The sequence below is a fragment of the Nocardia sp. CA-119907 genome, assembly GCF_050955995.1.
Lineage (GTDB): Bacteria > Actinomycetota > Actinomycetes > Mycobacteriales > Mycobacteriaceae > Nocardia.
On sequence record NZ_CP192091.1, the window covers coordinates 5,585,281 to 5,612,228 of the forward strand.

Consider the following 26,948-nt stretch of genomic DNA (forward strand, 5'->3'; position numbering starts at 1 on the left):
GACTTTCGATCAGATGACGGACCCGACAGTCAGCAATGTTCTGCTGTGTGGATCACATTTCGTACAGTAGACAGATGACAGAGCCGCGTCAACTTTCGAAAGTTGTTGAAATGTTCTAATGACGGGTCTATGTTCTGTGATGCAGAACATCGTCAACCATTCCGTTCCTCCTCACCCGCGGCCCACAGCACTGGCCGCACTCCCCACCGCCCGGCCGAACCCCCCGCCGCGCCCCTCCGGTGTTCAGCCCCCCACTTGGCGAACACGACGACGTGTTCCCTACCCAGAGAGGCAATTTCGATCATGGACACCGATCGGGAACCCACATTCGACACTCCACCCGGCCCGAGCCATCGACCGCCTACACGGCAGTGGGTACTGCCCCTGGGCGTGGCGGTCATGCTCATCGAAGGATGGGATCTCGGCACGCTCGGCACCATCGGCCCGAAACTTCTCGACTACCAGCCGTGGGCGACCACCTCCGGCACCATCGGCGTACTCGGCAGCATCCTCGCCGCCGGTATGCCACTCGGCGCATTTCTCGCCGGACGCGCCGCGGACACCTGGGGCAGGCGCAGACCGGTGGTCGCATGCCTGGTCTGGGCGGCGCTGAGCATGTTGATCAGTGCGGGCGCGCCCACTCTGGCTGTCTTCGCGGTCGGGCTCGGCCTGACCGGAATCGCCATCGGGGCTCTCACCGCACTCACGGTCACCTTCGTCGCCGATGCCGCACCGCCCCATCGCGCAGCACTGTATGTCGGAACCGCCCAGTGCGGCGTCGCATTGGGCGGCATCATCGTGCCCTTCGTCGGCAGACTGGTGCTCACCTCGTGGCCGTTCCAGTCGCTCTACCTGGTCGGCGCGCTGGCGTTGGTGTTGATCCCCTTCTGCTGGAAAGTGCTCGACGACAATGCCGTCCGACACGAGTCGGGCACGCGTACCACAGCAGGCCCGCTCCAGGCGCTGCGGACGATCAGGTGGCGGCGGACCACCGCGCTGTTCTCCGGCACCAGCTTCTTCGTTCTCATGCTGGTGTCCGCGGTCGCGGTGTGGCTGCCCACGCTGCTGGTGCAGCGCGGCTTCGACTTGCGCTCGGCACTCGGATTCACGATCGCCTTCAATGGCGGCGCCATCGTGGGAACGCTGGCCGCCACCATGGTCGCCGATCGAGGCCGCACCAAGGCCGCGACCGCCGTATGCCTGTTGTGCGCGTGTATCTCGTTGCTGGCCTTGAGCGTCGCGGATGGCTCGTGGTTGATCCTTGCCTTGTCCGCACTGGCCGGGGTGGGCTCGTTCGGCACCCAGAACCTGCTCAACGGCTATATCGCGGGTTCGTACCCTATGCGGCTGCGCGGCAGTGCCCTCGGCGTCACCATCGGGATCGGACGGGTCGGCGCGATCGCGGGCCCCGGCTTCGTCGGCGCGGTCACTGGAGCGGCGACCACGTCGAGTGCGGGCTTCTATGCCCTTGTCGTGCCAGCCGTGGCCGGTGTCGCCCTGCTGGCGTTCCTGCCCGCATTGGCCGCGCCCGAACCCGAGACCGTACCGATCGGAGCACCCTCATGACGGAGTCCCAGAAGACCTGCCACCCTCACCGATCCGACCGCCTGCCACCGCTGCCCGACCAGGATCTGTCCGCGGAACAGCGAACTGCGGTGCAGCGCATCAGCTCCGGACCGCGCCGCGGCGTCATCGGGCCATTCATCCCGCTGCTGCGCAGTCCGGCTGCCATGGAGCACCTGCAAGGTCTCGGCGCCTATCTACGCTTCGAAAGCTCGGTCCCGAGAGCGCTTTTCGAGATGTCGGTACTGCTCACCGCACGCGCGCACGACCAGGAATTCGAGTGGAACTACCATGCACCACTGGCGCGCCAGGCGGGCTTAGCCGAGGCCATCGTCGAGTCCATCGCGCGCCGCGAGACCCCTTCGGAGATGAGCGCGGCCGAGGCCGCCGTCTTCTATCTGGTCTCCGAATCCCTGTACCGCAACGAGGTCTCGGAGCAGACGTATCGAAACGCGGTGGACCAGCTGGGCATTCAGGCAGCGATCGACGTGGTCGTCGCTACCGGTTATTACTCCACGCTCGCCATGGTCATGAATTTCGCGCAGACGCCGTCGTGCACGCCGATGCCGGATGCCATCACTCTTGATCGGTAACGATGGCGTGCGCACCGTCGCCGTCGTCGCGGAGTTCGGCGGAGACATCGCGGACCAGCGAACGGAACCACTGATGACCGGAGTCATGGGTGTGCACCGGATGCCACCACAGCGCCTCGTTGATCGGGCCCGCGTCGAACGGGCACGGAATCACCCGCAGGTTCGGCGGCAGCGGCATGGCGGTGGTCAGTCGCCGCTGCACGATGGCGATCCGGTCGGTTCCGGCGATGTAGAGCGGCAGCGCCACGAAGCTGTCGATGACCGCATGCGGGCGCAGCTGCAGGCCCTGCTCGCTCAGCCGCCGCAGCATGAACGGCGAGTCGTGTGGTTCGAATTGCCCGAAAACCCACGGCAGGTCACCCAGTTCGGCCGGTTCGGGCGGTGTGTCCGCGATGGGGTTGTCCCGGTCGACGATGGCGACCCACTCGTCAGCGCACAGCGTCAGGCCCGCCAGTCCGGGCGGCAGACTGCCGCGCGGTGCGATCAGCCCGTCGACGGTCTGGGGCATCGACTCCGCGCGGGCGGAGTCCGACGGGATGAACTGCTGGAATCGCAGGATGGCCTGCGGTGCTTGCGATTTCAGCGCCGTCAGCAGCCGCGGACCGAGGACCGCGGCCATGTAATCGGAGACGATCAGCGAGAACACCCGGTCGGAGCTGGCGGGATCGAAGCGCGATTTGGTCGCGAACAATCGGTCGGACAGTTGCAGCACACCCCCGGCCTGGTCGCGAAGTTCCACACCCAGGGGCGTGAGCACATAGCGGCTACCCACCCGCTCCAGCAGCTGGTCGCCGAAATGTCGCCGCAATCGCGACAACATCGCGCTGGCGGCGGGCTGGGTCACGCCGATTCGCTGTGCCGCCCGGCTGACGTGCTGCTCTTCGAGCAATGCCTGCAAGGCGACGAGCAGATTCAAGTCGGGGCGGGTGGTCATGACCCGACAGTATCAGTCTGATTTATAGAACGATATCAATCATTCATTTCCCATATGACTGTCCGGTTCCAAGACTGGAACCCGAGAAGCGATTCAACGAAGGGATCCAGGTATGCCCCATGCGCCCGCACCGACCGGCCTCGCGCTGACCAACGCATTGTTGATCGACGGCACCGGCGGCCCCGCGATCGAGCAGGCCACCATCGTGATCGCGGACGGTCGCGTCGTGTCCGCCGGTCCGGAGGCATCGCCACCGGCCGTCGCGGAAGTCCTCGACCTCCAGGGACGCACGGTGCTCCCAGGGCTGATCGACGCCCACGTCCACCTCGGCGGCCTGGGCCTCGGCGCCACTCCGCCGTTCGGCGGACGCAGCGCGACCGACGACTACGCAGAGGCACGCGCGTCGGCGCTGCGCTACGGCGTCACCACACAGCGCAGCCTCGGCGACTTCCTGCACGATGCGCTGTGGCTGCGGGACGAGACCGCCCGCAGTGCGCTCATCGGACCGCGAATCATGACCAGCGGCCCGAGCTTTCAGGTCGAAGGCGGGCATCCCAACGGCACGGTCTGGGGCGGGGATCGCTGCGCGGCCATCGAAGCCGCCCGCATGCCCAGGACACCCGAGCAGGCCACGCGGTCGGTCGACGAGCTCGCCGCGGCGGGCGTCGATCTGATCAAGATCATCATCTCGAACAACGCGTTCTTCGGCCGCCCGCCGAATCCGGAATTGAAGATCCCGTGGGCGATCACCGAAGCCATCATCGAAGCGGCACACCGGCATGGCCTCCGGGTGGCCGCCCATGTGGAGAATCTCGAAGACTGCCGCCAAGCGGTCCTGTCGGGCGTCGACGATATCGAGCACCTGCTCATGCGCGCCGACGAGCCGCAGGACGCGGACGCCTTCGACGAACTCTTCGAGCTGATGATCCAGAAGGGCACGTACCTGGTACCCACAGTGGCAGCGCACCAGCACTTCTCCACCCCCGAAACCGATGCCCGCACACTGCAATACGGCAACAAGCTGATCGGCCGAGCCTTCGAGCTCGGGGTGACGCTCGGTGTCGGCTCCGATGCGCACTCGGCGGGCCTGCACGGCTGGAAGCTCCTGCAGGAACTCGTGATGCTCGTGCACGACCAAGGCATCCCCGCTCTCGCCGCACTGTCCGCAGCGACGAAGACCAATGCCGAACTGCTCGGCATCGACGAGCGATTGGGCACGGTGGAACCGGGCAAGACCGCCGACCTGCTAGTCGTCGACGGCAACCCCCTCACCGACATCACCGCCATCCAGGCGACGCACTACGTCATCCAGGACGGCGCCATAGTCATCGACCGCTCACGGATCAATTCGTAGAAGGGAGCACACCATGCCGACCGACCTCCAGCAGGAACCTCGGTTTACCACGGAGACGCAAACATTCGACGGCGAGCAGATCGAGGTCGTCTATCGCCCCGCGCGCCGCCCCCCGGAACCCGGTGAGGGCAGCGACGACTCCTTGATCAGGAACGGCTACCTCGGCTACTGCCCGCCACTGCACACCCGCACCTACGAGGCCGCGCCCGGAATCATCTGCGAGCAGGACCAGCCCGTCGTGCTGCGGGACGGCACCACGATCTACACCGATATCTACCGTCCCGACACCACCACTGCGGTGCCGGTGATCATCGCCTGGAGCTATTTCGGCAAGCGTCCCGGCGACGGATTGGACCACTGGAATGTGAAAGGTGTTCCAGCCAGCACGATCTCGCTCATGGCGAAGTTCGAGTCGGCCGATCCCGGCTACTGGTGCCACCACGGCTACGCGGTCGCCAACGTGGACCCGCGCGGCGTGGGACACTCCGAGGGCGACATCTGCTTCCACGGCTCGCGGGACGCCGTGGACGGCTACGACTTCGTGGAATGGCTGGCCGCACAGCCCTGGTGCAACGGCAAGGTCGGCATGGCCGGAAACTCCGGACCCGCGGTATCGCAGTGGGCGATCGCCGCGCAACAGCCGCCGCACCTGGCCGCCATCGCCCCCTGGGAAGGCACCTACGACCAGTTCTCCGAAGCCCTCTACGAGGGCGGCATCCCGGGATTGGCCTTCCACGCCGCTCTGGTCGGCATCCTCACCGGCCCCAATCGTGTCGAGGACATCGGGGCCATGGCGCGCAAGTACCCCTTCCTGAACAATTACTGGCGCGACAAGGTCGCCGATCCGGCCAAGATCACCGTCCCCTGCTACATCGCGGCGGGCTGGAGTCATTTCCACCTGCACGGTTCGTTCCACGGATTCCGCTTCGCGGCGAGCGAGGCCAAATGGATACGCGCGCACCGGGATTTCGAATGGCCCGACATGTACTCCCCACACAACCTCGAAGACCTCAAACGCTTCTTCGACCGTTATCTCAAAGGCATCCACAACGGCTGGGAACTCACCCCGAAGGTGCGCCTCGAGGTCATGGACGCCTACGACCACGACTACCAGGTCAACCGGCCCGAGCACGAATTCCCGCTCGCGCGAACACGATACGAGAAGCTCTACCTGAACGCCGCGGACCATTCACTCGCGCCCGACCCGGTCCAGGCCGAGTCCCGCACGTCCTATGACGCGGCCGAGGGCGTGGTCACCTTCGATATGGCTTTCCCGGATGACACCGAGATCACCGGCTACATGAAGCTGCGCCTGTATGTCGAGGCCGAGGGCAACGACGATCTCGACCTGTTCGTCAATATCCAGAAGCTGAGCAGCACCGGTGAATGGCTGCCCACCACCGTGGTCGGTCAACCGCACCCCGGCGCCTGGGGCAAGCTGCGCGTCTCGCGACGCGAACTGGACCCCGAGAAGTCGACCGACTTCGAGCCGGTGCTGGCGCAGCGCCAGGAACAGAAGCTCTCCCCCGGCGAAATCGTGCCGGTGGACATCGCCATCTGGCCCACCAGCCGCATCTGGCACGCGGGCCAAAGCATCCGCGTCCAGATCGCCGGTCACTATATCCGGGAGAACTGGTTCGAACCCCTGACCTGGGAGACCAAAAACATCGGCCAGCACATACTGCACACGGGTGGCCGCTACCAGTCCTACCTGCAAATTCCGGTCATCCCGCCCAAGTACGCCGACGCCGGATACACCTACCGCTGAGGAGAACCATGTCGAACACCGATCTGTCGAAGATCGATGTGCATTGCCACTACATCCCCGCCTTCTACCGCGAGGCCCTGATCGCCAACGGCCACTCCCGGCCCGACGGCATCTGGGGCATCCCGGAGTGGAGCGAGGCGGGCGCGCTCGCGGCCATGAACAAGATCGGTGTCGCCAAGGCCTACCTGTCGATTTCCTCCCCGGGCGTGCATTTCGGAGACGATGCCGCCGCCCGCGACCTGGCGCGCCGAGTGAACGAGGAAGGCGCCCGCCTAGCCCGTACCCACCCGGACCGCTTCGGATTCTTCGCCTCCACTCCCCTGCCCGACATCGACGGCACGCTGACCGAAATCGCCTACGCCTTCGACGTTCTCGGCGCATCGGGCGTCGTGTTCGAAACCAACTTCGACGGCATGTACCTCGGCAACGAGACCCTCGAACCCATCTACGCAGAACTCGATCGCCGAAACGCCGTCCTGTTCCTGCACCCGACGAGCCCCGCGGCACCCTGCACCGGCCACGCGCCGGAATTGCGCTACCCCCGCCCGATGCTGGAGTTCTTCTTCGACACCACCCGCACCGTCACCGACCTCGTGCTGACGGGCGTGCTCGAACGCTACCCGAACCTCCAGGTCATAGTTCCCCACGCGGGCGCCGCCCTGCCGATCCTGGCCTCCCGAATCGACGTCATCGGCGCGCGCATGGCCGGAAAGGAAGGCCAGGACCCGATGCGAAACGCGTTGCGCCAACTACACTTCGACCTTGCGGGGATGCCACTTCCGGAACTCCTGCCCGCCCTGCTGAGCGTCGCCGACCCCAGCCACCTGCACTACGGCAGCGACCTGCCTTTCACGCCACTGCGCGAAGTCGAGGTATGGGCGGATCGGCTTGCTACGGCGGCAGTCCCTGGCGACCAGGAACTCGGCGAGTTGTTACGGGCGAACTCGGAAGCACTCCTGACTCGGAAGGGTGCGACTCTACCGCGGTGACGTTTGATCACTGCAGAACCATTTGGTCGGCCGCCGGTGACGCGATGTCAACGGCGGCCGAAGTCTTCAGGAGTTGCTGATAGTTCTAGGCGTTGGTCGGCAGACTGTCGACATGCTGAGCCGCATCGGAGAGCCGCGGCGCGACGAGATCATCTAGACCGCCAGAATTGTGCCGATACAGTAGATGATGGCTGAGAATCAGCCATCCGCTCGCCCGAGCGGAACAACTGAATATTGGAGTTGTCATGACTGATCGGCGGATGCTCTGCCCTGTGTGCAGTCAGCATGTTCTTACGCGCCATAGCGGTGACGAAGGTCCGTTCTTCGGCGAGCACACCAGTCCATGTGTGATGGTGCCCCATGAGTTCAGTGACCGCCGCGGAGACGGATTCGTGCGCACCGCGTGCCCAGGCTCCGGACGTGATCGGTGGACAGCGGCGAACTGTTTCTAGTAGTGACCTGCGCAGGGTCCATCGCCAGCCGTGTGGACCCTGCAGGCGCAGAAGCTTCGGCTTAGCGCTCAGCCTGCGATTGTTGAATAATTTGACGCCGGGAGTGGGGCCCTTTTCGTAGGCGTCAGTGATCTCGGCGCCGATTCTCTCGGATGCGTACTCCTTCGAACCCGATTGAAGGCGAGCAGTCGGTGTTTGCCCGTTGTCACCAAGTTCGGCGTGCGCGGGCAATCCCCCGGGAAGCGCGAGCCCTTTTACGTGCACGGGTAACACGACTTCTGCAACATGCATGTGCAGGTGGAAAAGCTCTGCGCCAGGCCCAACCCACACCGGGCTGTCGGGACGCTGAACGTGCAGCGCTGATTGGAAGTCATACCGGCGCACTCGACCGCGACGAGTGCGCCCGACGACGTCGCCGACCACCATCGGCTTCACAGCTCGCTCGCTCTTCCAGAACGACGCACCATGTTGACAGCAGCGGTCTGCACGATTGCAAAGCGAATGGCGCGATGCTTGTCGGTATTCGAATAGCTCCGATTCGCATCGAACTCGGGATGGCCTTCCAGACCGAAGCTTCTCGAATATGGCTATTTCGGAGGCTGGATGTGGGTGCGGCATGTTCGCAGCGATTTCACAGCCTCACACGAGCTCGAGACGAGCCACCAGCGCCAGGATCGCGACCATGACTGTGGCCTCTACCGTGTCTCCCGGCTCCGCTGCCGCACCCGGCCTGCCCTGGCCGTGGGCCGACCGGTTGTTCTTCGGTACCGAACTCGAAAACCGCTGGGCGCGCCCAGGTTTGATCGCACTGCTGACCACCACTGCGTTGCTGTATCTGTGGGCGTTGGGATCCCACGGCTGGGGCAACGAGTACTACGCGGCCGCAGTGCAGGCTGGCTCGCAGAATTGGACAGCGTTGCTGTTCGGTTCGGTCGATCCCGGCAATGTGATCAGTGTCGACAAACCACCCGCCTCGCTGTGGGTGATGGGCGTGTCGGCGCGGTTACTCGGGTTCAGCACCTGGTCGGTCCTGCTGCCGCAGGCGCTAATGGGCGTCGCCTCGGTCTGGACGCTGTATGCGACCGTCCGTCGGTGCAGCGGACCAGGCGTGGGACTACTCGCCGGTGCCTTCTTGGCCGTGACTCCGGTGGCGGCCTTGATGTTTCGTTACGACAATCCCGACGCGTTGCTGGTGCTGCTGCTCCTCGTCGCGGCCTACTGCACGGTTCGTGCCATCGAGACGGCGAGCACGGGCTGGCTCGCGCTGACCGGAGTCGCGGTCGGGTTCGCCTTTCTAACCAAGATGCTGCAGGCCGTGCTGGTGGTGCCGGGGTTCGCGCTGGCGTTTCTGATCGCGGCGCCGATCGGGCTGTGGGCCCGCATTCGCAAATTGCTCCTGGCCGGTCTCACGCTGGTGGTCTCCGGCGGCTGGTTCGTCCTGCTCGTCGAACTCTGGCCGAAAAGGGTCCCGGCCCTATGTCGGCGGGTCGAGCGACAACAGCCTGTGGCAGCTGACGCTCGGTTACAACGGCTTCGGTCGCCTGCTGGGTGGCTCGTCGGGAATGACCGGCGGCGCGGGCCGCCCCGACTTCGACCCATCGGCCGGTGCGGATCCTCCCGCGTTCGATCTGCCGTCGATCGGTGGGGACAAGGGCATCATGCGGTTGCTCACCGGCAGTGCCGCAACCGAAATCGCCTGGCTACTGCCCGCCGCGCTCATCGGGTTCCTTGCCGTGTTGTGGTGCACCCGCCGCAGGCCGCGCACCGATCCGATGCGCGCCGGGCTCCTCGTATGGGGCGGGTGGCTGTTGGTGAGCGGTCTGGTGTTCAGCTACATGAGCGGCGTATTCCACGAGTACTACACGGTCGCGCTCGCCCCCGCGGCCGCGGCCGTCGCGGCGATCGCCTTACCTGAATTGTGGACTCGCAGAACTCGACTGCCCGCACTGGCCACGCTCGCCGCGATGGCTGTAGCCACCTACGGGTGGAGCTTCTACCTGCTGAACCGCACTCCCGGCTGGCTACCCTGGCTGCGCGTAATGCTGGTGATCGGCACCTGCGCCGTCGCCGTGGCCGTCCCGATCGTCAGGCTCCGCCCCCGCCTGACCTCCGTAATCGCCACCGCCGCAGTGCTGCTCGGCCTGCTCGGCACGACCGCTTACACTCTCGGGACTCTTCCCGTCACCCACAGCGGCGGCATCGTCCGTTCCGGCCCTACCACGGGCAATTCCCGGCTGGGCGCCGACTCCACCGCCAATACAGAACTCACCGAATTGCTCCGGCACGCGGGCACCCGCTGGTCCGCGGCAACCCCCGGCGCCAGCAACGCAGCATTGCTGGAGTTGAGCTCCGGCACTTCGGTGATCGGCATCGGCGGTTTCATGCGCGGCGACCCCGCGCCCACCCTGGAGCAGTTCCAGCACTACGTCGCCGAGGGCGACGTGCGGTACTTCGTCGACCCCGATGTGGGCGATCCCGACGCGGGCATGTTCGCAATGGGCGGTCCCGGGACCGCGAACGATCAGATCACCGCGTGGGTCAAGAGCGCCTTCACACCGATCACGGTCGGCAAAGCCATGGTCTACGACCTCCAACAGCGCCGCTGAGCGAGCGACGCACGATCCACTCGAAAGGTCACAGCAAGATCCCAGCTGCGGCCGAGCCGGGGGCGAGCTGGGGATTCGAGGCTTGGAGACATGAGAGAGACTGTGATCGCCACTCGCGCAGGCGAAAACCCCCGAGGCCCGCGGCCCACGCCGGTGCTCGACATCGTGATCCCGGTATACAACGAGGAGCGTGATCTCGCGGGCTGCATCGACCGGCTGCGCGCTCACCTCGACAACGGATTTCCCTTCTCGACACGAATCACCATCGCCGACAACGCGAGCACCGACTCCACCCTGCGGATCGCGCGGGCCCTCGCCGACGACTTCGACGACGTCCGGGTGGTCCATCTCGACCGCAAGGGCCGCGGGCGGGCGCTCAAGACAGTCTGGGAAGCCTCGGACGCCGAGGTTGTCGCCTACATGGACGTCGACCTGTCCACCGATCTCAATGGGCTGCTACCGCTGGTCGCCCCGCTGGTATCCGGGCACTCCGATCTCGCCATCGGCACCAGGCTGCGTTCCGATTCGCGTGTGGTTCGCGGAGCGAAGCGCGAATTCATCTCCCGCAGTTACAATCTCATTCTCAGGACTTCGCTGCGGGCTCGGTTCTCCGACGCCCAGTGCGGATTCAAGGCGATTCGCACCGACGTCGCCCGGCGGGTGCTGCCGCTCGTCGAGGACGGCGAGTGGTTCTTCGACACCGAATTGCTCGTCATCGCCGAACGTGCCGGACTGCGCATCCACGAGGTGCCCGTCGACTGGATCGACGATCCGGACTCCCGCGTCGACATCATCGACACTGCCCGCAAGGATCTCCTCGGTGTCTGGCGGCTGGGCCGTGCCCTGGCCGCCGGGACGCTGCCGATCAACGAGCTGCGCACGGCCATCGGCCGCGAACCACTTGTCGCGGGCGTGCCGCACGGAATGGTCGGGCAGACAGTGCGTTTCGGCATCATCGGAGTTTTCAGCACCCTGGCGTACCTGGTGCTGTACGTCGTCCTGCAATCGATGCTCGGGGCGCAGCTGGCCAACTTCCTCGCGCTGCTGATCACCGCCATCGCCAACACGGCCGCCAACCGCACGTTCACCTTCGGCGTCCGAGGCTCGGCGGGGGTGGTCTCCCACCACCTGCAGGGGTTGATCATCTTCGGCGTCGGCCTGCTGCTGACCAGCGGATCGCTGTGGGCTCTGCACCATTGGGCCCCCACGGCCCCGATCGTGGTGGAGTTGTTCGTGCTCGTGGTGGCCAACCTGCTCGCCACCCTGACCCGTTTCATCGGCCTGCGCTGGGTCTTCCGCCGCGGTCGCTAGGCCGACACCCTCACCTCTCGCCCCGGGCTGCGGCTAACGCCGCAGCTCCCCCACCTCCGGCGGTCTCGACCGCGGGCTCACGCGGGTGTTGCCTATGAACGGCCGCGTCCTCGCACCGGCGACTCCTCAGAGTGAGCTCACGGGCGAACCGCATCGGGAGACGTCGCTGCGACAGCGTTCCCAGCGAGTTGCCAGGTTCGCCGCGCCCGGGCCAGAGCTTCACCGCGTGTTCTAGCAACCAGCAAGCGCGGGAACGGAGCACCCGACGGGCGCTTCCCGCTGGCTGATCCCCTACCGGAAGGAAGGACACATCTTGGTGCCACACGGTGGTCCGGTTGACCGACGAACAGTTCTGGCGGGTATGGCGGTAGCGCCCCTGGCATTGGCAGCCGCCTGTACGGGGAGCGACGATTCCGCCCCGGCCGCGACGCGGGTGCGGGCATTCACCGGCGCCCGGCTGATCGACGGCCGGGGTGGTCCGGCAATCGAGAACGCGACCGTCGTCGTCTCCGGTGATCGGATCGTGTCGGCAGGGGCGGGTGGTCCGACGCCGACCGGCGCGGAGGTGGTGAATCTGGGCGGTACGACGATTCTGCCGGGATTGATAGACGCCCATGTGCACCTCGGCGGATTGAAGAGCGGAAGCAGTGCGGCCTTCGGCGGCCGAGGGCTCACCGACGACTACGCCGAACCACGAACTCGCTCCCTCGACTACGGCGTGACGAGTGTGCGCAGCCTCGGCGATTTCCTCGACGACTCGCTTGCGGTCCGCGACGAGATCGCCCGGGGCGCGCTGCCAGGGCCGCGAATAGTCACCAGCGGCCCCAGCTTCCAGATCAAGGGCGGCCATCCCAACGGCACGGTGTGGGCCAATGATTCGACTGCGGCGGCCCAGGCGGCCCGCATGCCGACGACCACCGATGAGGCGACTCGGATGGTCGATGACATCGCAGGGAAGGGCGTAGACGTGATCAAAGTGATCATGTCCAGCATCGTGATGCCCGGCGGTAAGGGCAACGGGCAGAAGCTGCCATGGGACACCGTCGCCGCCCTCGTCGCGGCGGCGCATCGCAACAAGCTGAAAGTGTCGGCCCACATCGAAAACCCGGACGACGCCACCAGGGCGATCGACCTGGGCGTCGACCAGATCGAGCACATGTACATCAGCCGTTCCGGGCCGCCGGCCGACGAGTCCAGCTACGACAGCGCGTTCGCGCTGATGGCGGACAAGGGCACGATCGTGACGCCGACAATGATCGTCAACGTCGGCACGACCGAGCCGCTCGCGCAGGTGGACCTGCGCACCCTGACCGTCGGCCACACCCTGGTCAAGCGGGCCTACGATCACGGCGTGCGCCTAGGGGTCGGCTCGGATGCGCACGAACCCGACCGGCACGGATGGGGTTTGCTGGCCGAACTGGTCATGCTGGTCAACGATCAGCAGGTCCCGGCGCTCCGGGCGATCGAGGCCGCGACGAAGACGAACTCCGAGGTGCTCGGATTGTCGGACCGTCTCGGAACCGTGGAGGCCGGGAAGCTGGCCGATCTGCTCGTCGTCTCGGGCAATCCGGCCGAGCGCATCACCGATCTGGCGAACGTTCGGCTGGTCATACAGGGCGGCAAGACCGTCGTGGACAAGATGCGTTAGTCCCGCCCCCTCTGCCAGCCACCACCCTCTTCCTCAGGAGCTGGACATGATTCAACTCGATCGCCGGACCGCCTTCCGGGTCTTCGGTACCTCCGCTGTTGCGATACCCGCAGCGGCCGCATCGATTCCATTGCTGACGGCGTGTTCAGATCAACCGCCCAAGACTCAAAAGCCAACCGGGACACCACGTATCGACGTGCACTCCCACTACCTGCCCGATTTCTATCGGGACGCCCTGCTCGCAGCCGGGCTTTCGAAACCCGATGGGATCCCGAAACTGCCCGAGTGGAGCGAGTCCGCGGCACTCGACGCGATGGACCAGCTCGGCGTCGCAAAGCAATATGTCTCGATCACGTCGCCGGGCGTCAATTTGACCGGCGATCTGGCCGCCGCCCGCGCACTGGCCCGCCGGGTCAATGAAGAGGGCACACGGCTGAAAACCGCCCACCCCGACCGGTTCGGCTTCTTCGCCTCGACCCCGCTGCCCGATGTCGACGGGACACTGGCCGAAATCGCCTACGCCTTCGACCATCTCGGCGCCGCCGGAGTGGTGTTCGAGACGAATTTCAACGGCACGTACCTCGGCAACGAGGTACTCGAACCCGTGTACGCCGAACTGGATCGCCGCAACGCGGTGCTCTTCCTACACCCGACCAGCCCCCATACCGCCTGCGGCACTCTGGATTCCGGCCTGCCCTACCCGAATACGATGGTCGAGTTCCTCTTCGACACCACCCGCACCGTCGCCAATATGGCGCTCGCGGGCGTTCCGGAGCGCTACCCGAACATCCGGGTCATCGTGCCCCACGGCGGAGCCGCGCTATCGGTGCTGTGTTCTCGCATCGATGCCCTGGGCGGACGACAGACCGGCAAGGACCAGCCGCTGCGAAAAGCGCTGAAGCAGATGCACTTCGACCTCGCGGGGTCGCCACTCCCGGACCAGCTGCCCGCTCTGCTGCGCGTCGCCGACCCTTCCCGCATCCACTACGGCAGCGACTGGCCCTTCACACCCCTCACCGAAGTACGCAGCAACGCAGAAGCACTCGACAACGCCGAACAACTCGCCGGTGACCGCCTCGCGGAGGTGATGCGCGGGAACTCCCAGAAACTGTTCGCCTGATCCACTGATCTGCCGCCACGACGGCTCCGCTGATGGCGATCCCGCGCTCAATCCCCACCACCGCCGCGGATCGGCTCAGCGTCGCGGGGCTGTCGATGCCGATCGCCAGGCGACTTGCGCCAGCGGAATGTCGGAGGTCGTGAGTAGCACTTCGGCTCGGTCGCGGCGCACGGAATCCAGGGTGTCGGCGAAGGTCTCGCCCTCCCGAGTGAGATGACGCTGCAGCGCGCGCGGCGCAACCGCAAGCGCCCCGGCGACCGGCGCACAGAGGTGGGACCGGTGCTCAGACCTGCCGCAGCAAGGTCCGCGCCCGGCCGCTGACACTGTGGGCTACTTGGGTCTCCAGATACGACAGCGCAAGCCGACGAGTGAGATGGTCGGTGCCGAGGATGGGGCGGCTCATCAGGTCGGCGGGAACCGCAGGACCGCGGACGGCTGCGCGAAGTTCACCTGGACCCCGAAGAGTTCCTCATAGCGCGACGGCGCCACCGAAGGCGTATGCGTTCAGAATCGCGATGGCGAGCGGACTCAGGACGCTCATGTCACGACATCTCCTCACGGTTCCCGTTGTGCACCAGACGCTTTCGCCGGACGCCGCACTACACGACAGTCACGCTAGCCGAGTCGAAATGACCGTTTCATGGTCACCATGCACAGCAATATCCACAACTGTGTGCATTTCGCCCAGACAGGACCAGATGTCCGGACGTAGGGTCGGACTATGCGCACATTGCAAGGGAAGGTCGTGATCGTCGTCGGGGCAGGCAGCGGGCGCAACTGCTCACCGGCTCGCCGCCAGACGACCGCTCTCGACCGCGGCCTGACCATCAGCTGACGCGGTCACGACCTTGCCATCGGACACCGAACCACTGCCCCGCGTCGCGCGCATTCGCTCCCTTCTCTTCGCACTCCCGACCACTGACCGCCGCTGGGGGGCCGGGTTGCGGGCCGCCGCAGCGGTCGCCATCCCCGGCGCAGCCCTCATCGCGACCGGCCACGCAGATACCGCATTGTTCGTGATCTTCGGTGCGTTCGCGGTGCTGTACGGCGAAGGGCGGGCCTATCGGGTCCGCGCCTGGGTCACCCTAACGGCCGGGGCATGGCTGCTGGTGTCCACCGCGCTCGGCGCCCTCGCTGGCTTTCTCCTATCGGCGGGCCCCGCGGCCACGACGGCTTTGGTGCTCCTGGTCACCGGAATCGGCATGACGGCGGTGTTCGTCGTGGACGCACTGCGGCTCGGACCACCGGGGGGAATGTTCTTCGCCTTGGTCGGCGGCGGTGCATTGGCCGCCGCGGAGTCCGGCACCTCGCTGTCGGCGATCCTGGTGGCCGCCGCCCTGGGCGTCGCAGCGTCGGCGCTGGTCTCGATGGCTGGCGCGGTCATCGACCCACACGGGCCCGAACGAGCGGCTGTGGGCCGGGCGGTTCGCGCGGTCGACGTGTACAGCAGCCCCGGTCATGCCACCGCTGAGGCCAGACATGCCGCGGGCGAGGCAATTTCCTGGGCATGGAGCACCCTGCACGACGCCCGGCTGCCCGAGCGCCGTCCCGAATCAACGCTATCGACGACATTGCTGGCCGCACATGGCCGATTCTCGGCAGTCGACCGGGAGGACGAGGCCATCCAGGGTGCGGAGCGCCCTACTCAGCTGCCGGTCGCTCGCCCCGGCGCGTGGTACAGGTTGCGGCGGTCGGCCACCACGCGCTCGCACGCCGCATGCACGATGCTGCGTGTCGGCGTCGCCGGGCTGGTGGCCGGAAGCGTCAGTGCCGCCGCCGGATTGGATCGGCCGCAGTGGGCGATTCTGAGTGTGCTCGTGGTACTGCAAACCGGGCCCGATCGCCGCCGCGGGCTCACTCGCGGCCTGCATCGCGTGGCCGGAACCATTGCCGGACTGGCGCTTTTCGCGGTGATCTACGAACTCTCGTGGACCGGTTACCGCCAGCTCGCCGTGATCGTGGTGCTCCAGTTCTGCATCGAGGTCTTCATCTCCCGCAATTATGGAATCGCCGCCGCGTTCATCACGCCTGTCGCCCTGCTGGCGAGTGGCACGGGAGCCGGGCATGCCGCGCCTGTCGAGACGGTGATCCGCGACCGATTGGTGGAGACGGCCATCGGTGTCCTGATCGCACTGCTGTCGATGTACCTCGTTGCGCCGCAAGGGCATCGACGCACCTTTCACTGGACCGAGGAACGTGTCCGCGCCGCCGCGCTCCACTTGCTCGAGGTCGCGCGGACCGAGCCCGTCGATGGCGCGCTTTTCACCGATCGCCGCAATCTCCAGTTCGAGCTCGTAGGAGCGGCCCGAGCCGGGATCGACTCGGCCCACAACGATCTCGTCTGGTCGCGCCGGAACTGGCCCGCACGCGCCGCCCTGATCCACCGTGGCTACGACCTGCTGGCGGCCTGCTGGGCGACCCCGCCGGGCCAGCTGCTCATCGCAACCGAGCAGTGGGAGAACGATTTTCGCGCTGAACCCGACCCATACCGGGACGGTGGACGGCAGACGCCTCCTGCTCGACGCTGAGCAGGGCCTGTGCCCGATCGACTCGGGCAGTCCGGGGCCGTCGCTGTCCTAGACGAGCTCGCCTTCACGCTCGTCCAGCAGCTTGGCGGCGATATTGCTCAGGGCCTGGTCCAGCAATTCGCGATCCTTGGGATCGGTGAAATCCCAGTCCTCGAGCCGACCGTCGAGCCATCCACGCCAGGCGGCATGCATGCGCGCCACCTCGGCGGCTCCGGCATCACTCAGCTGCAGCGAATCACCGTCCGTGACAACCAAACCCGATTTCTGGGCCTTGACATACAACGGTTCCAGCACCCGCCGCGGGACTCGGTGGTCATGTGCGATCCCACTCAGGCTGGCCGCCCCGCGAACCCGCAGCCGCATATCGACCTCCCCGAGCGCCCAGAACAGGTCCTCCGGCAACGAGCTGCCCGAGTCGGCCAGAACCTCCGCGATCGGTGGACGACCGGACCGTTGTTTGCGCAGCACGCCCGCCAGCGCACGCTCGAGCTGAGCCACATTGTCCGGAGAATCCGGTACCGCGAAGCCCTCTCCTATGTCCGCCGCACCCGCCCGGGAGCTGTCGCGCAAGGGCACCTCTTTCAGGAACCACGCGACGATGAATCCGAGCAGCGCGACCGGCACCACCCAGCGGAATACCGAATCGATCGTCGTCGCATAGGCGTCGATGATCGGCGCGGCCTGCGACGCCGACAGTGAACGCAGCCCGACCGGACTCTGCGCGGCGTGGGCGGGCACATCCGGATTCTGTGCCAGTGCGGCCGATAGGGCGGGTCCCAGCTTGTTGTTGTAGAGCGTGCCGAAGATCGCCGTGCCGAAGGTGCTGCCCACGGTCCTGAAGAAGGTGACACCTGAGGTCGCGGTGCCCAACTGCGCGTACGGCACCGTGTTCTGGACGACGATCGTCAGGACCTGCATCGCGAGCCCGAGACCCGAGCCGAGCACGAACATGTACAGCGACTCGAGAAACACACCCGTGGACGTGTTCATCGTCGACATCAGACACAGGCCCAGCGCGATCAACACCGAGCCCGCGATCGGGAAGTAGCGGTAGCTACCCGTCCGGCTGACCACCGCGCCCGACAGCATCGAGGTCAAGAGCAGGCCGAAGACCATCGGCAGTGTTCGAACACCGGACGCGGTCGCCGAGACCCCGTCGACGTACTGCAGGTAGGTCGGCAGGTAGGTCATCGCCCCCATCATCGCGAAACCCACGATGAAACTGAGCACCGCACACACCGTGAAAACCCGGTTGCGGAACAGGCTCATCGGCAGCATCGGCTCGGAGGCCCGCAATTCGACGCGGACGAATCCGGCCAGCAATGCCGCTGCCGCCACGAAAAGGCCGATGATCACCGCCGAGCCCCAGGCGTACTGCTGGCCACCCCATTCCAGGGCGAGGATCAGCGCCGAAACCCCCAGGGCGACCAGGGCGATTCCGGCATAGTCGATGACCGGCCGGACCAACGCCCGCACACTGGGGAGGGTACGAGCGGCCATGACGATCATGAGAACCGCGATCGGCACATTGACGTAGAAGCACCAGCGCCAGCTCAGGTGATCGGTGAAAAGCCCACCCAGGGTCGGCCCCAATACGGTGGTGACACCGAAGACCGCTCCCAGGGCGCCCTGGTACTTTCCGCGCTCGCGCAGCGGAATCACGTCCGCTATCAATGCCATGGCGGTCACCATCAGGCCACCGCCGCCGATACCTTGCACCGCACGGGCCGCGATGAGCGTCACCATGTCGTGTGACATCCCGGCCAGCGCCGAGGCGCCCACGAAGACCACGGCGCTGATCTGGAAGACGCGCTTGCGGCCGAACAGGTCACCGAGCTTTCCGGCGAGGACCGTCGATACCGCCTCGGCCAGCATGTACGCGGTCACGACCCACGCCATGTGCCCGGATCCACCGAGATCGGCCACGATCGTCGGCAGCGCGGTCGACACGATCGTCTGGTCCAGCGCGGCGAGCAGCATGCCGAGCAGGATCGTGATGAACACGATGTTCGTCCGCGCAGGGCTTGACGCCGGCGCCGGTGCCGTAGCTGTTCGCGCGCCCGCCTTCGGACGAGTTTCTGAAGAAATCACATTCATACCTCTCCGACAGACCGCCAGCGCATTTGCAGCAAACCGAGAGATGTGTAGGGCAGACTATCGGCCTCGAGCAGGCAGGGGACGGTGCATTGTGCACCCGAAAAGTAAACAGCCATGGCTGTTTCGCACATCGGTCCGGTCCGACCGGAACAGCGCTTCGCTGTTGCGGTACGTGGCCGGCTCCACGCGCCGCCGGAGAGCTCGGCCGCATTGTCCAATTCTTCTGCCGTAGACAGGATTTCGGTCACCGGCGTGAACGGGTAATCGCTGCCGTAGTGGATCTGTGTCGGGTCGGTGACCCGCAACAGCGGCGCCAGCACCGCTACCGTCGATCAGTCTGGCGCCGGTCAAGGCCAAAACCTTGCTCACCTCAATTCCTCCCGTCGATGAGATCGATGCCTATTCGGTGGGACGCGGCAGCGGCTCGGCGGCGACGCACGTGTTTGATGCGCTCCGCGATCGCGGGGATCACGGCGGCCAGGATCCCGACGATCCCGACGCAGACCGCGAGTCGGCTGAACAGCGGGGCGGCGAGATACCCGCCGGTGACAAAGAGCACCGCCCACACAGTGGTACCGAGCGCGCTGAAGGCAAGGAAGCGAGGGAATGAATACCGTGCCGCGCCCATCAACATCGGCACTGTCCCGCGGAGCGGGGGCACCCAGCAGACAACGGCGGCCATGATCTCACCGCGTTTGTCCAGCACGTCCTCGGACTGCTTGATGAACTTGCGCATCCTGGAATCGGCTGGACGGCGCCGGATTCGACTGTAGATGCGGTCCCCGGTTCGGAAGGCCAGGAGAGGCGTGACGATCACGGCTGCGAGGACCACCGCGAGCGCCAGCGGCAAGGACAGCTCCCCCTCCGACGCCAGGACACCCACCGCGATCAAGAACGGTTCACCGGGCAGCAGTGCGCCGACGGGGAAGACGAACAGAACTGCGATGGTCAGTGCGACGACGGCGTAGAGGACCGGACCGTGCACGCTGTCGAGAAAGCCGGTCACCGCTCGGCCTTCGCTGGTTGATTGGCTCCAACTGACATTCTCAAAACACCTTTCGGGCACCACTTTTCGATCCGGTGCAGGTTTCTCGCGGGTCGGGACCACGATCGACCGCGCGTCTTCGGCGGGCCTCGCGTCCAGCTGTGAGATCCCTGGGAGCGGAAAGGAACCTGCTCAGACCACGGACGACCGATCTTGTCCACACAAAAGAAACTGCCGACGCCTGAGGCGTCGGCAGTTCGAGTGCTGTCGGTATTCACCGATGAGCGGGTGGAGCCGCCGGGTGAGCCGGGGGACTTCTCACCCGGCGCCACGATGTCCCCGCGCCACCTCGTGGGTGCTCGCGCGGAGCGTGCCGACCTCCACAGCAACCGGTCGGCATGGACAGGTTCGCGGCGTGAGATCGGGAAAGCCTCTGGTATCTCTGTGAATTGGCAGCCAAAGATCGTTTTCCGGCGTTCGGATGCGGTTCAGGCCGTCGGTCGCTCCCCCGGTGCACTGACCGCCGGTCCCGGAAGGCGATCGGGCACATCGCCTTGCGCGATCAGGTCGGCGACGATGGGAAGCTTGGACAGCAGGTAGTCGATGCCGGGGTTCACCAGTCCGCGCAGTGCGGACATCACCGCCCACTGCTGCGGGGCGACGACGTGTGCAGCGCGGTTCTCGATGCCGCGCACCAGTGCCTGGGCGCCCTGATCCGGTGTCAGGTGCCGGCTCAGCGGCCACGGCAGCAGATTCGCGCCCCGCACCGCCAGCGGGTCGGTATCGAACTCGAACCGGACCATGTCGGTGTCGACGAAGCCGTAGCAGACCACGCCCGCGGTGGCGCCGTGGGGAGACAACTCCAGGCGGAGCGCGCGCCCCAGCTGCTCCACCCCTGCCTTGCTCGCCGCGTACGGCGCGACGAACACCCCCTGGGTGAACGCGTAGATCGAGGCCACGAGTGAGATGTGCCCGCGGTTCTCGATGATGTGCGGCAGCGCGGAGTAGGCAGTGTTGTACGCGCCCAGCAGGTTCACCCGCACCACGTTCTCGAATACCTCCGGCCGCATCGCACGAATTGTCGCAAAGCGGGCGGTGATCCCGGCATTCGCGACCACGATATCCAGTCGTCCGAAGCGTTCCACCGTCGCCTCCACGGCCCGCTGCATGGCCTCGCGGTCGGCGACATCGGCTCCGACACCGTGCACGCCGAGCCCCAGGTGTTTGGCTGCCGCGACGGTGTCCTCGTGAGATCGGCCGACGATGGTCACCTCGGCTCCGCGCCGCTGCAGCGTCCGCGCGGTGGCCAGTCCGATGCCGCGGGTACCACCGGTGACCAGAGCGACCTTGCCGCGCACGTCGTATCGGCTCATTGATCAGTCCCCATTTCTGTCGTGATGGCCCGGAGTCGAGGCGGTGAGGCGGCGCTGCCGATGCTCGATATCGTTGCCGTCCAGGATGATTCGGGCGGGTTGCCTCCGGCTCGACTTCCGATTGTTGGTTTCCTGCTGGCCGCTGCGGAAGTGCCGCCCATCCACGCATGGGATCCGTGAATGGGCGGTGTGCACAACCCGATGGTTGTCGCCTTTCCGCGGTCGGCCTTGCCGCTCTCGCGGCGGGACGTTGACGCCGCCATGCGGCATGCGCACACTGCGGAAACCGCTCCGAGCACCGTCCTGACCGGTCTCGTCGCCGATTACACCCAGGATCCCGCCGCCCCGCGCCTACCCCTTCGTCGGCGCGGCGGCGCTCAACCTGATGGCCGCGGTCTTGTGGTCGTCCCTCACCGACGACCACGCCTCACTCGCGGCGAATCCGCGCTCAAGCCGAATGCTTTATCCACGAGGATATTTCAGACCCGGCGCTCACCGCCGAAACCGTCGCCGCGGTGCACCACGTGTCGCCGCGGACCCTACAGCACGCGTTTGCCGACGGCGAGACCACCGTCTCGGATTTCAGCCGGTACCAGCGCCTGCCCGGTGCCCGCCGCGAGCTGATGTCCCCGGGCCTGGGTCATCTCAGCATCGCCGCCATCGCGGCTCGCTGGTGTTTCTTCGACGCGCCGCATTTCACCCGCGCGTTTCGTGCCGTGTTCGGTGTCGCGCCATCGGAGATGCGCACCACGGCGTCATCGAAATGACACCGCCGCAGAACCTTTCAGCTTCCGGTCGATGCTGATCGGCGCCGTCGCCGCTTCGCCGCGCGCATTCCCGCCCGGGCGGCTACCCGGATGCCTCCACGGACCAGCCAAACCACGGGGGCGGGTGGCTTCTTCTGCCCGACCGCGTCCAAGACATGATCGGGCTGCAGGGACAGCAGGATCGCACGGCCGAGCGGGTGCAGCGGCCGCGGCAGCCAGCGATCGTTGAACTGGGCGATCAGCGAATCCGCGCACCGCTGCCCCTCCGGGGTGGCCCGGAAATGCCCGGGATCATGCTCGTACTCGAAGTTGGCGCGCTGCATGTCCGCCCAGGTGCGGGGCATATCCCGCACCCCGAGCTGTTCACCGATGGCCAGCCAGTGCGCGACCTGGGCCGCCTTCTGATTCTCGGTCACCACGTTCAGACCCACGGTGTGGGTGACCTCGTCGAAAATTATTGCGAACAAAGCGATCCCACGAACGAAGGTCTCATTGGACATCGAATAGGACTGCGCGTAATGCTCATGCATCCGCGCAACCTTCGCCACGGCGGCCCGAGTCTCCGGGCTGTCGGCGCCGTGTTTCATCCACAGTCGGAAGTGGTCGGTCGTCGCATCGGCCCGGTTGTCTCCGCGGCGATGGATCTTGCCGGTGCCGCCTCGATCCACCGCCGCGGAATCTTCCACTCCCCCACAGACTCTCATCAACCCGATCGTGTACATCGCATTGCCGACCAACGCGTTGACGGAACGCTTCGCCGGGCGCGCCTCGGTCGTACCGGCAGCGGCCGGGCTTGCGCTTCCACTCACCACTCTTCCTCCTTCTTCCGCGGATCGGCTACCGAGTGGGAACTTCGTAGCCGACCGGTAAGTAGACCGTCTGGGGTTCCAGGTACGCACTGAAACCCTCGGCTCCGTATTCGCGGCCGATGCCGGAGTTCTTGAACCCGCCGAAGGGACCGTTCACGTCGAGGCTGAATCCATTCACCGCGAAGGTCCCGGTCCGCACCCGCCGCGCGATCTCGATGCCGTGCTCGACATCGCCTGCGTACACACTGCCCGACAGACCGAAGTCGGAATCGTTTGCGATACCGACGGCGTCGGCCTCGTCTTCGTAGGGCATCAGGCAGATCACCGGTCCGAAGATCTCCTCGCGGGCGACCCGCATGCTGTTGTCGACATCGCCGAGCAGCGTCGGCTCCACGTACCAGCCCGTCGGCCGCCCAGCGGGAATACCGCCACCGGCCAGCACTTCCGCGCCTTCGTCTCGACCGATGCGGATGTAGTCGAGGTTGCGTCGCTGCTGTCGCTGTGTCACCAGGGGGCCGATCTGGGTGCTCCGCTCGTTCGGATCGCCGACCACCAACGAACCCACGGCCGCGGAGAGACGGTCGGCGATCTCGTCGTAGCGCGAACGCGGGGCGAGAACACGTGAGCGCGCGATACACGCTTGGCCGTTGTTGCCGTACGACGCGACCATCAGATCTGCAACGGCAGCATCCAGATCGGCATCCGGCAACACGATCGCCGCGGACTTGCCGCCCAATTCCAGCGTCACCCGGGTCAGGTTGCGCGCCGCGACCTCCATAACCCGCTTACCCGCGGCCACCGAACCGGTGAACGACACCTTGTCGATTCCGGGATGCCCGACCAGGTATTCGCTGACCTCACGATCGGCGGGCAGAATACTCAAGACTCCCGGGGGTAATCCGGCCTCATCGGCGACCTCCGCGAGAAGGTAAGCATCCAAAGGCGTTTCAGGTGAAGCCTTGAGGATGACGTTACAACCGGACAGCAGAGCTGGAGCCAGCTTCCCCGCCGCCAGCAACTGCGGGGAGTTCCACGGAATAATCGCCGCGACAACACCAACCGGCTCCTGGCGCACCAGCAGCGGATTGCGTCCACCGCGGCGATACTCCTCGAAAGGAAACTCACGGGCGACACCGATCTGCGCATCCCACAGCAACACGGCCGCACGAGTGTGAAACGCCAAGCTCAAGCTGTACGGCGCACCATTCTGCGCAGTGATGAGCCGGGCGAACTGCTCCGTGCGCGCCGCGAACGCATCGCGCAACCGCTGGCAAACGGCAACACGCTCATCGAGAGGCATTCGCGGCCAGGGACCGTCGTCGAACGCCGCCCGCGCCGCCACCACCGCCCGGTCCACATCCTCACGCGACGCATGCGGAACGCGCCCGATCAACTCTTCGGTATGCGGCGAGAACACCTCGATGATGTCGGTCCCCGCAGGAGCCGTCATCCGACCGCCGATATACAGCCGGTCGAACTCGGCCACACCGGGCTGCTGAGCCACTATCGAATCTATTTGGAGTTCCATCGAGGAACGACTATGTCCCCGAACGAGACCAGAGGCCATGGACAGAATGCACAGCAATCCTCGCCACGGTATGCGTTCCGCAACCCTGCCGACGGTCGATACCCTAGTGTCCGAAGCCCTACGCCGGTCATGGTCTCGCGGTGCGGGCCACACTTCGGCGTACTGCGCCTTCACACTCAGCCCCAGACAGCCAAGAGCTATTGCCGAGACACGCCACCAAGGTGCATTGCCAGCACGCGTCGAGTGAACTGCGCGAGACGGTACGGGCGTATCTCCAGCATTTGGGCAATGCGTCGGCGGCGGCGGCCGCGCTGTACACCCACCGCAATACCGTGGTGCGCCGCCTGGCCCGTGCTGATGAGCTGCTGCCGCGTCCGTTGGAGATGGACCCACTGCGGATGGCGGTCGCCCTGGAAGTCCTGCGCTGGCAGGCGACTCCCGACTGATCGCAATCTCCCTGTGTCGCATGCGATCTCGTCTCATGCGTCGAACATTCTCCGCCTCTGCCGGTGGGACCCGCGTCCTGGGCGCATCCCCTGACACGGGCGACATCCGGGCAATATGTCCCGCGACAACTCGCGGCCCAGCCATCATGTTACGAAAGAATCTTGCACTATCGAAAACATACCGCTACTTTCGAAAGTGTTCCACAACACATCGGGTCCCAATCTCGGCCCACCTCTTCTCACTCAGGGAGTACGTATCGTGCGCTTCGCCAACATCTCCGGTCGGCTAAACCTCGTCACCCCGTCCGACGTGGCAGTCGATGTCGAGCGAGCCAGCGAAGGCAACTTCGGCGCGCGTGTCCAGGGCGCCTACGAACGCTGGGACGAATTGATCAAAACCGCCGAGGGGCTCACGGAATCGGCAGGCACGCCGCTGGCGGCGATCGCGCCGGAGGACTTCGGCAATCCAGCGCCGCAGCCACGGCAGGTCTTCGCGATCGGGCTGAACTACGCCGATCACGCCGCGGAATCCAACTTCGCGGTGCCCGAGGAACCGCCGGTCTTCACCAAGTTCGCCACCTCGCTCAGCAAGCCCTACGGCACGGTCGTTCTGCCGCCCGGCAAGGTCGACTGGGAGGTCGAATTGGTGGTGGTGATCGGCCGCGGCGGCCACCGAATCCCTGCGCAGGAGGCTTGGAGCCGCGTCGCCGGAGTCTCTGTGGGACAGGATCTTTCCGAGCGCGACCGTCAGCGCGTCGGACCGGCCCCGCAGTTCAGCATGGGCAAGTCCTTCCCCAGCTTCGGCCCGATCGGCCCGCTGCTGGTCACCCCCGACGAGTTCGACAATCCCGACGACCTCGAGCTGGGCTGCCTGATCAACGGCGAGCAGATGCAGAAGGGCAAGACCGCCGACATGATCTTCCCGGTGCCCGAACTCATCGCCCGGCTCTCGGCCATCACTCCCCTGCTGCCCGGCGACGTCATCTTCACCGGCACCCCCGCCGGCGTCGGCATCGGCCGAACTCCGCAGCGCTTCCTCGCCCCCGGCGACGAGCTCGTCAGCTACGTGCGCGGCGTCGGCCAGATGCACCACCTGATGGTCACCGACCACTGAGTCCCACACAGAGTTTCGACGAGGAGCCGCAATGGCGCTGCACCAACTGTCCTCGGTCACGATCGGGGTGCCCGACCCGACCACGACGCACGACTACTACACCGAATTCGGGCTCTCCCCCACGACCGACGGCTGGCTGGCCACCACCGACGGCGGCAATCAACTGCGGGTGGTCCATGCACCCACCCGACGGCTGGTCGAAATCGTGGTCGGCGCAGACGATTCCGACGATCTCGACGCGGTACAGGCACGGCTGGCCGCGCTCGGCGTGCCGCTGGCACGCACCGCCGACGCGGTCACGGCGAACGAACCGGTCGTCGGATTCCGCGCGGTCGTGCGCATCGCAGACCGCATCCGCCAGCCTGTCGTGCCCGCCACCGCCTACAACGGGCCGGGCCGCGTGGAGCGGCAAGGCATCCGTGCGCCGGGCATTCTGCGTTCCGATCCGGTGCGACCGCGCAAGCTCGGCCACGCCGTGGTGGGCACCGTCGACCTCGACGCCACCCGTCGATTCTTCACCGAGGGCCTGGGTTTCAAGCTCTCCGACGAGATCGCCGGTCGCGGCGCGTTCCTGCGCTGTTCCACCGACCATCACAACGTCCTGGTTCTCCAGGCACCGGTGAACTTCCTGCACCACACTTCCTGGCAGGTCGACGACATCGACGACGTCGGCCGCGGCGCGAGCGCGATGCTGGAAGGCAATCCTGAACGCCATGTCTGGGGGCTCGGACGCCATCATGCCGGTTCGAACTTCTTCTGGTATCTGAAGGATCCGGCCGGCAATTTCTCGGAGTACTACTCCGACATGGACTGCATCGTCGATGACCAGCTTTGGACCCCTGAAGCATTCGACGGCGCTCAGGGGCTGTTCAACTGGGGTCCGCCGCCCCCGCCGTCCTTCCTGCATCCCGAAGATCTGGCCGCGCTGATGACCGGCGCACACCACGCCGGATAGCAGGAGAC

The 26,948-nt window shown here is 66.0% G+C and carries 22 protein-coding genes and 1 pseudogene; 15 read left to right on the plus strand and 8 right to left on the minus strand.

Annotated features, from left to right (window positions below; genetic code table 11):
- Positions 1-303 precede the first annotated feature (303 nt).
- A complete protein-coding gene (locus ACQP2D_RS24680; RefSeq protein WP_433678280.1) occupies positions 304-1,566 on the plus strand; it encodes an MFS transporter in 1,263 nt (420 codons plus the stop codon).
- Positions 1,563-2,156, plus strand: coding sequence for a carboxymuconolactone decarboxylase family protein (locus ACQP2D_RS24685; protein ID WP_433678281.1), 594 nt, complete (start codon positions 1,563-1,565; stop codon positions 2,154-2,156). The genes ACQP2D_RS24680 and ACQP2D_RS24685 overlap by 4 nt, the downstream gene beginning before the upstream one ends.
- Here the strand turns inward: ACQP2D_RS24685 and ACQP2D_RS24690 are convergent.
- Positions 2,140-3,090, minus strand: a complete 951-nt coding sequence (locus ACQP2D_RS24690) for a LysR family transcriptional regulator (RefSeq protein WP_433678282.1) — start codon at positions 3,088-3,090, stop codon at positions 2,140-2,142. The genes ACQP2D_RS24685 and ACQP2D_RS24690 overlap by 17 nt on opposite strands.
- A gap of 112 nt (positions 3,091-3,202) precedes the next feature.
- On the opposite strand from ACQP2D_RS24690, the gene ACQP2D_RS24695 reads away from it, so the two are divergent.
- Genes ACQP2D_RS24695 through ACQP2D_RS24705 form a run of 3 tightly spaced genes read left to right on the plus strand, consistent with a single transcriptional unit; the run spans position 3,203 to position 7,201 of the window.
- Entirely contained in the window at positions 3,203-4,444 is a 1,242-nt protein-coding gene (locus tag ACQP2D_RS24695) for an amidohydrolase family protein (RefSeq protein WP_433678283.1), read from the plus strand.
- Between the two features lie 13 nt (positions 4,445-4,457).
- A complete protein-coding gene (locus ACQP2D_RS24700) occupies positions 4,458-6,212 on the plus strand; it encodes a CocE/NonD family hydrolase (RefSeq protein ID WP_433678284.1) in 1,755 nt (584 codons plus the stop codon).
- A gap of 8 nt (positions 6,213-6,220) precedes the next feature.
- A complete protein-coding gene (locus tag ACQP2D_RS24705) occupies positions 6,221-7,201 on the plus strand; it encodes an amidohydrolase family protein (protein ID WP_433678285.1) in 981 nt (326 codons plus the stop codon).
- A 149-nt stretch (positions 7,202-7,350) separates the two neighbouring features.
- On the opposite strand, the gene ACQP2D_RS24710 is transcribed toward ACQP2D_RS24705, so the two are convergent.
- Positions 7,351-8,088, minus strand: coding sequence for a hypothetical protein (locus ACQP2D_RS24710; RefSeq protein ID WP_433678286.1), 738 nt, complete (start codon positions 8,086-8,088; stop codon positions 7,351-7,353).
- Between the two features lie 550 nt (positions 8,089-8,638).
- On the opposite strand from ACQP2D_RS24710, the pseudogene ACQP2D_RS24715 reads away from it, so the two are divergent.
- From ACQP2D_RS24715 to ACQP2D_RS24740, 6 genes and pseudogenes are all read left to right on the plus strand, one after another.
- Positions 8,639-9,010: pseudogene (locus ACQP2D_RS24715) on the plus strand (glycosyltransferase family 39 protein); the annotation flags it as partial.
- Positions 9,011-9,215: 205 nt separating this feature from the next.
- Complete coding sequence (locus ACQP2D_RS24720; protein WP_433685974.1) at positions 9,216-10,259, plus strand: hypothetical protein; 1,044 nt, start codon at positions 9,216-9,218, stop codon at positions 10,257-10,259.
- Between the two features lie 90 nt (positions 10,260-10,349).
- Positions 10,350-11,570 carry a glycosyltransferase gene (locus ACQP2D_RS24725; RefSeq protein WP_433678287.1) on the plus strand — a complete coding sequence of 407 codons (1,221 nt, stop codon included), beginning with the start codon at positions 10,350-10,352 and terminating at the stop codon, positions 11,568-11,570.
- Positions 11,571-11,931: 361 nt separating this feature from the next.
- A complete protein-coding gene (locus tag ACQP2D_RS24730) occupies positions 11,932-13,218 on the plus strand; it encodes an amidohydrolase family protein (RefSeq protein ID WP_433678288.1) in 1,287 nt (428 codons plus the stop codon).
- Positions 13,219-13,264: 46 nt separating this feature from the next.
- Positions 13,265-14,338, plus strand: coding sequence for an amidohydrolase family protein (locus tag ACQP2D_RS24735; protein ID WP_433678289.1), 1,074 nt, complete (start codon positions 13,265-13,267; stop codon positions 14,336-14,338).
- Positions 14,339-15,186: 848 nt separating this feature from the next.
- Positions 15,187-16,866 (plus strand): FUSC family protein, encoded by a 1,680-nt coding sequence (locus ACQP2D_RS24740; protein ID WP_433678290.1) that lies wholly within the window; start codon positions 15,187-15,189, stop codon positions 16,864-16,866.
- Positions 16,867-16,914: 48 nt separating this feature from the next.
- Here ACQP2D_RS24740 and ACQP2D_RS24745 read toward each other — a convergent pair whose 3' ends face one another.
- The 4 genes from ACQP2D_RS24745 to ACQP2D_RS24760 all read right to left on the minus strand — a co-directional run bounded on the left by ACQP2D_RS24745 (position 16,915) and on the right by ACQP2D_RS24760 (position 21,321).
- On the minus strand, positions 16,915-18,870 hold the full coding sequence (locus tag ACQP2D_RS24745; protein ID WP_433678291.1) for an MDR family MFS transporter: 1,956 nt from the start codon (positions 18,868-18,870) through the stop codon (positions 16,915-16,917).
- 89 nt (positions 18,871-18,959) lie between these two features.
- Positions 18,960-19,283, minus strand: coding sequence for a hypothetical protein (locus ACQP2D_RS24750; protein ID WP_433678292.1), 324 nt, complete (start codon positions 19,281-19,283; stop codon positions 18,960-18,962).
- A gap of 50 nt (positions 19,284-19,333) precedes the next feature.
- Positions 19,334-19,969: a DedA family protein gene (locus tag ACQP2D_RS24755; protein WP_433678293.1), complete on the minus strand. Its 636-nt coding sequence runs from the start codon at positions 19,967-19,969 to the stop codon at positions 19,334-19,336.
- Between the two features lie 467 nt (positions 19,970-20,436).
- On the minus strand, positions 20,437-21,321 hold the full coding sequence (locus ACQP2D_RS24760) for a short-chain dehydrogenase/reductase (RefSeq protein ID WP_433678294.1): 885 nt from the start codon (positions 21,319-21,321) through the stop codon (positions 20,437-20,439).
- Positions 21,322-21,836: 515 nt separating this feature from the next.
- Between ACQP2D_RS24760 and ACQP2D_RS24765 the strand changes: the two genes are divergently transcribed.
- Positions 21,837-22,088: a helix-turn-helix domain-containing protein gene (locus tag ACQP2D_RS24765; RefSeq protein WP_433678295.1), complete on the plus strand. Its 252-nt coding sequence runs from the start codon at positions 21,837-21,839 to the stop codon at positions 22,086-22,088.
- A gap of 17 nt (positions 22,089-22,105) precedes the next feature.
- Here ACQP2D_RS24765 and ACQP2D_RS24770 read toward each other — a convergent pair whose 3' ends face one another.
- Together ACQP2D_RS24770 and ACQP2D_RS24775 are read right to left on the minus strand one after the other, a co-directional pair.
- Positions 22,106-22,897, minus strand: a complete 792-nt coding sequence (locus tag ACQP2D_RS24770; protein WP_433678296.1) for a hypothetical protein — start codon at positions 22,895-22,897, stop codon at positions 22,106-22,108.
- 28 nt (positions 22,898-22,925) lie between these two features.
- Entirely contained in the window at positions 22,926-24,425 is a 1,500-nt protein-coding gene (locus ACQP2D_RS24775) for an aldehyde dehydrogenase (protein WP_433678297.1), read from the minus strand.
- Positions 24,426-24,625: 200 nt separating this feature from the next.
- Here ACQP2D_RS24775 and ACQP2D_RS24780 point away from each other — a divergent pair, with 200 nt between their 5' ends.
- The 3 genes from ACQP2D_RS24780 to ACQP2D_RS24790 all read left to right on the plus strand — a co-directional run bounded on the left by ACQP2D_RS24780 (position 24,626) and on the right by ACQP2D_RS24790 (position 26,940).
- Positions 24,626-24,871, plus strand: coding sequence for a helix-turn-helix domain-containing protein (locus tag ACQP2D_RS24780; protein WP_433678298.1), 246 nt, complete (start codon positions 24,626-24,628; stop codon positions 24,869-24,871).
- A 259-nt stretch (positions 24,872-25,130) separates the two neighbouring features.
- Complete coding sequence (locus ACQP2D_RS24785) at positions 25,131-25,985, plus strand: fumarylacetoacetate hydrolase family protein (RefSeq protein ID WP_433685754.1); 855 nt, start codon at positions 25,131-25,133, stop codon at positions 25,983-25,985.
- A 31-nt stretch (positions 25,986-26,016) separates the two neighbouring features.
- Complete coding sequence (locus ACQP2D_RS24790) at positions 26,017-26,940, plus strand: VOC family protein (protein WP_433678299.1); 924 nt, start codon at positions 26,017-26,019, stop codon at positions 26,938-26,940.
- Positions 26,941-26,948: the final 8 nt, after the last annotated feature.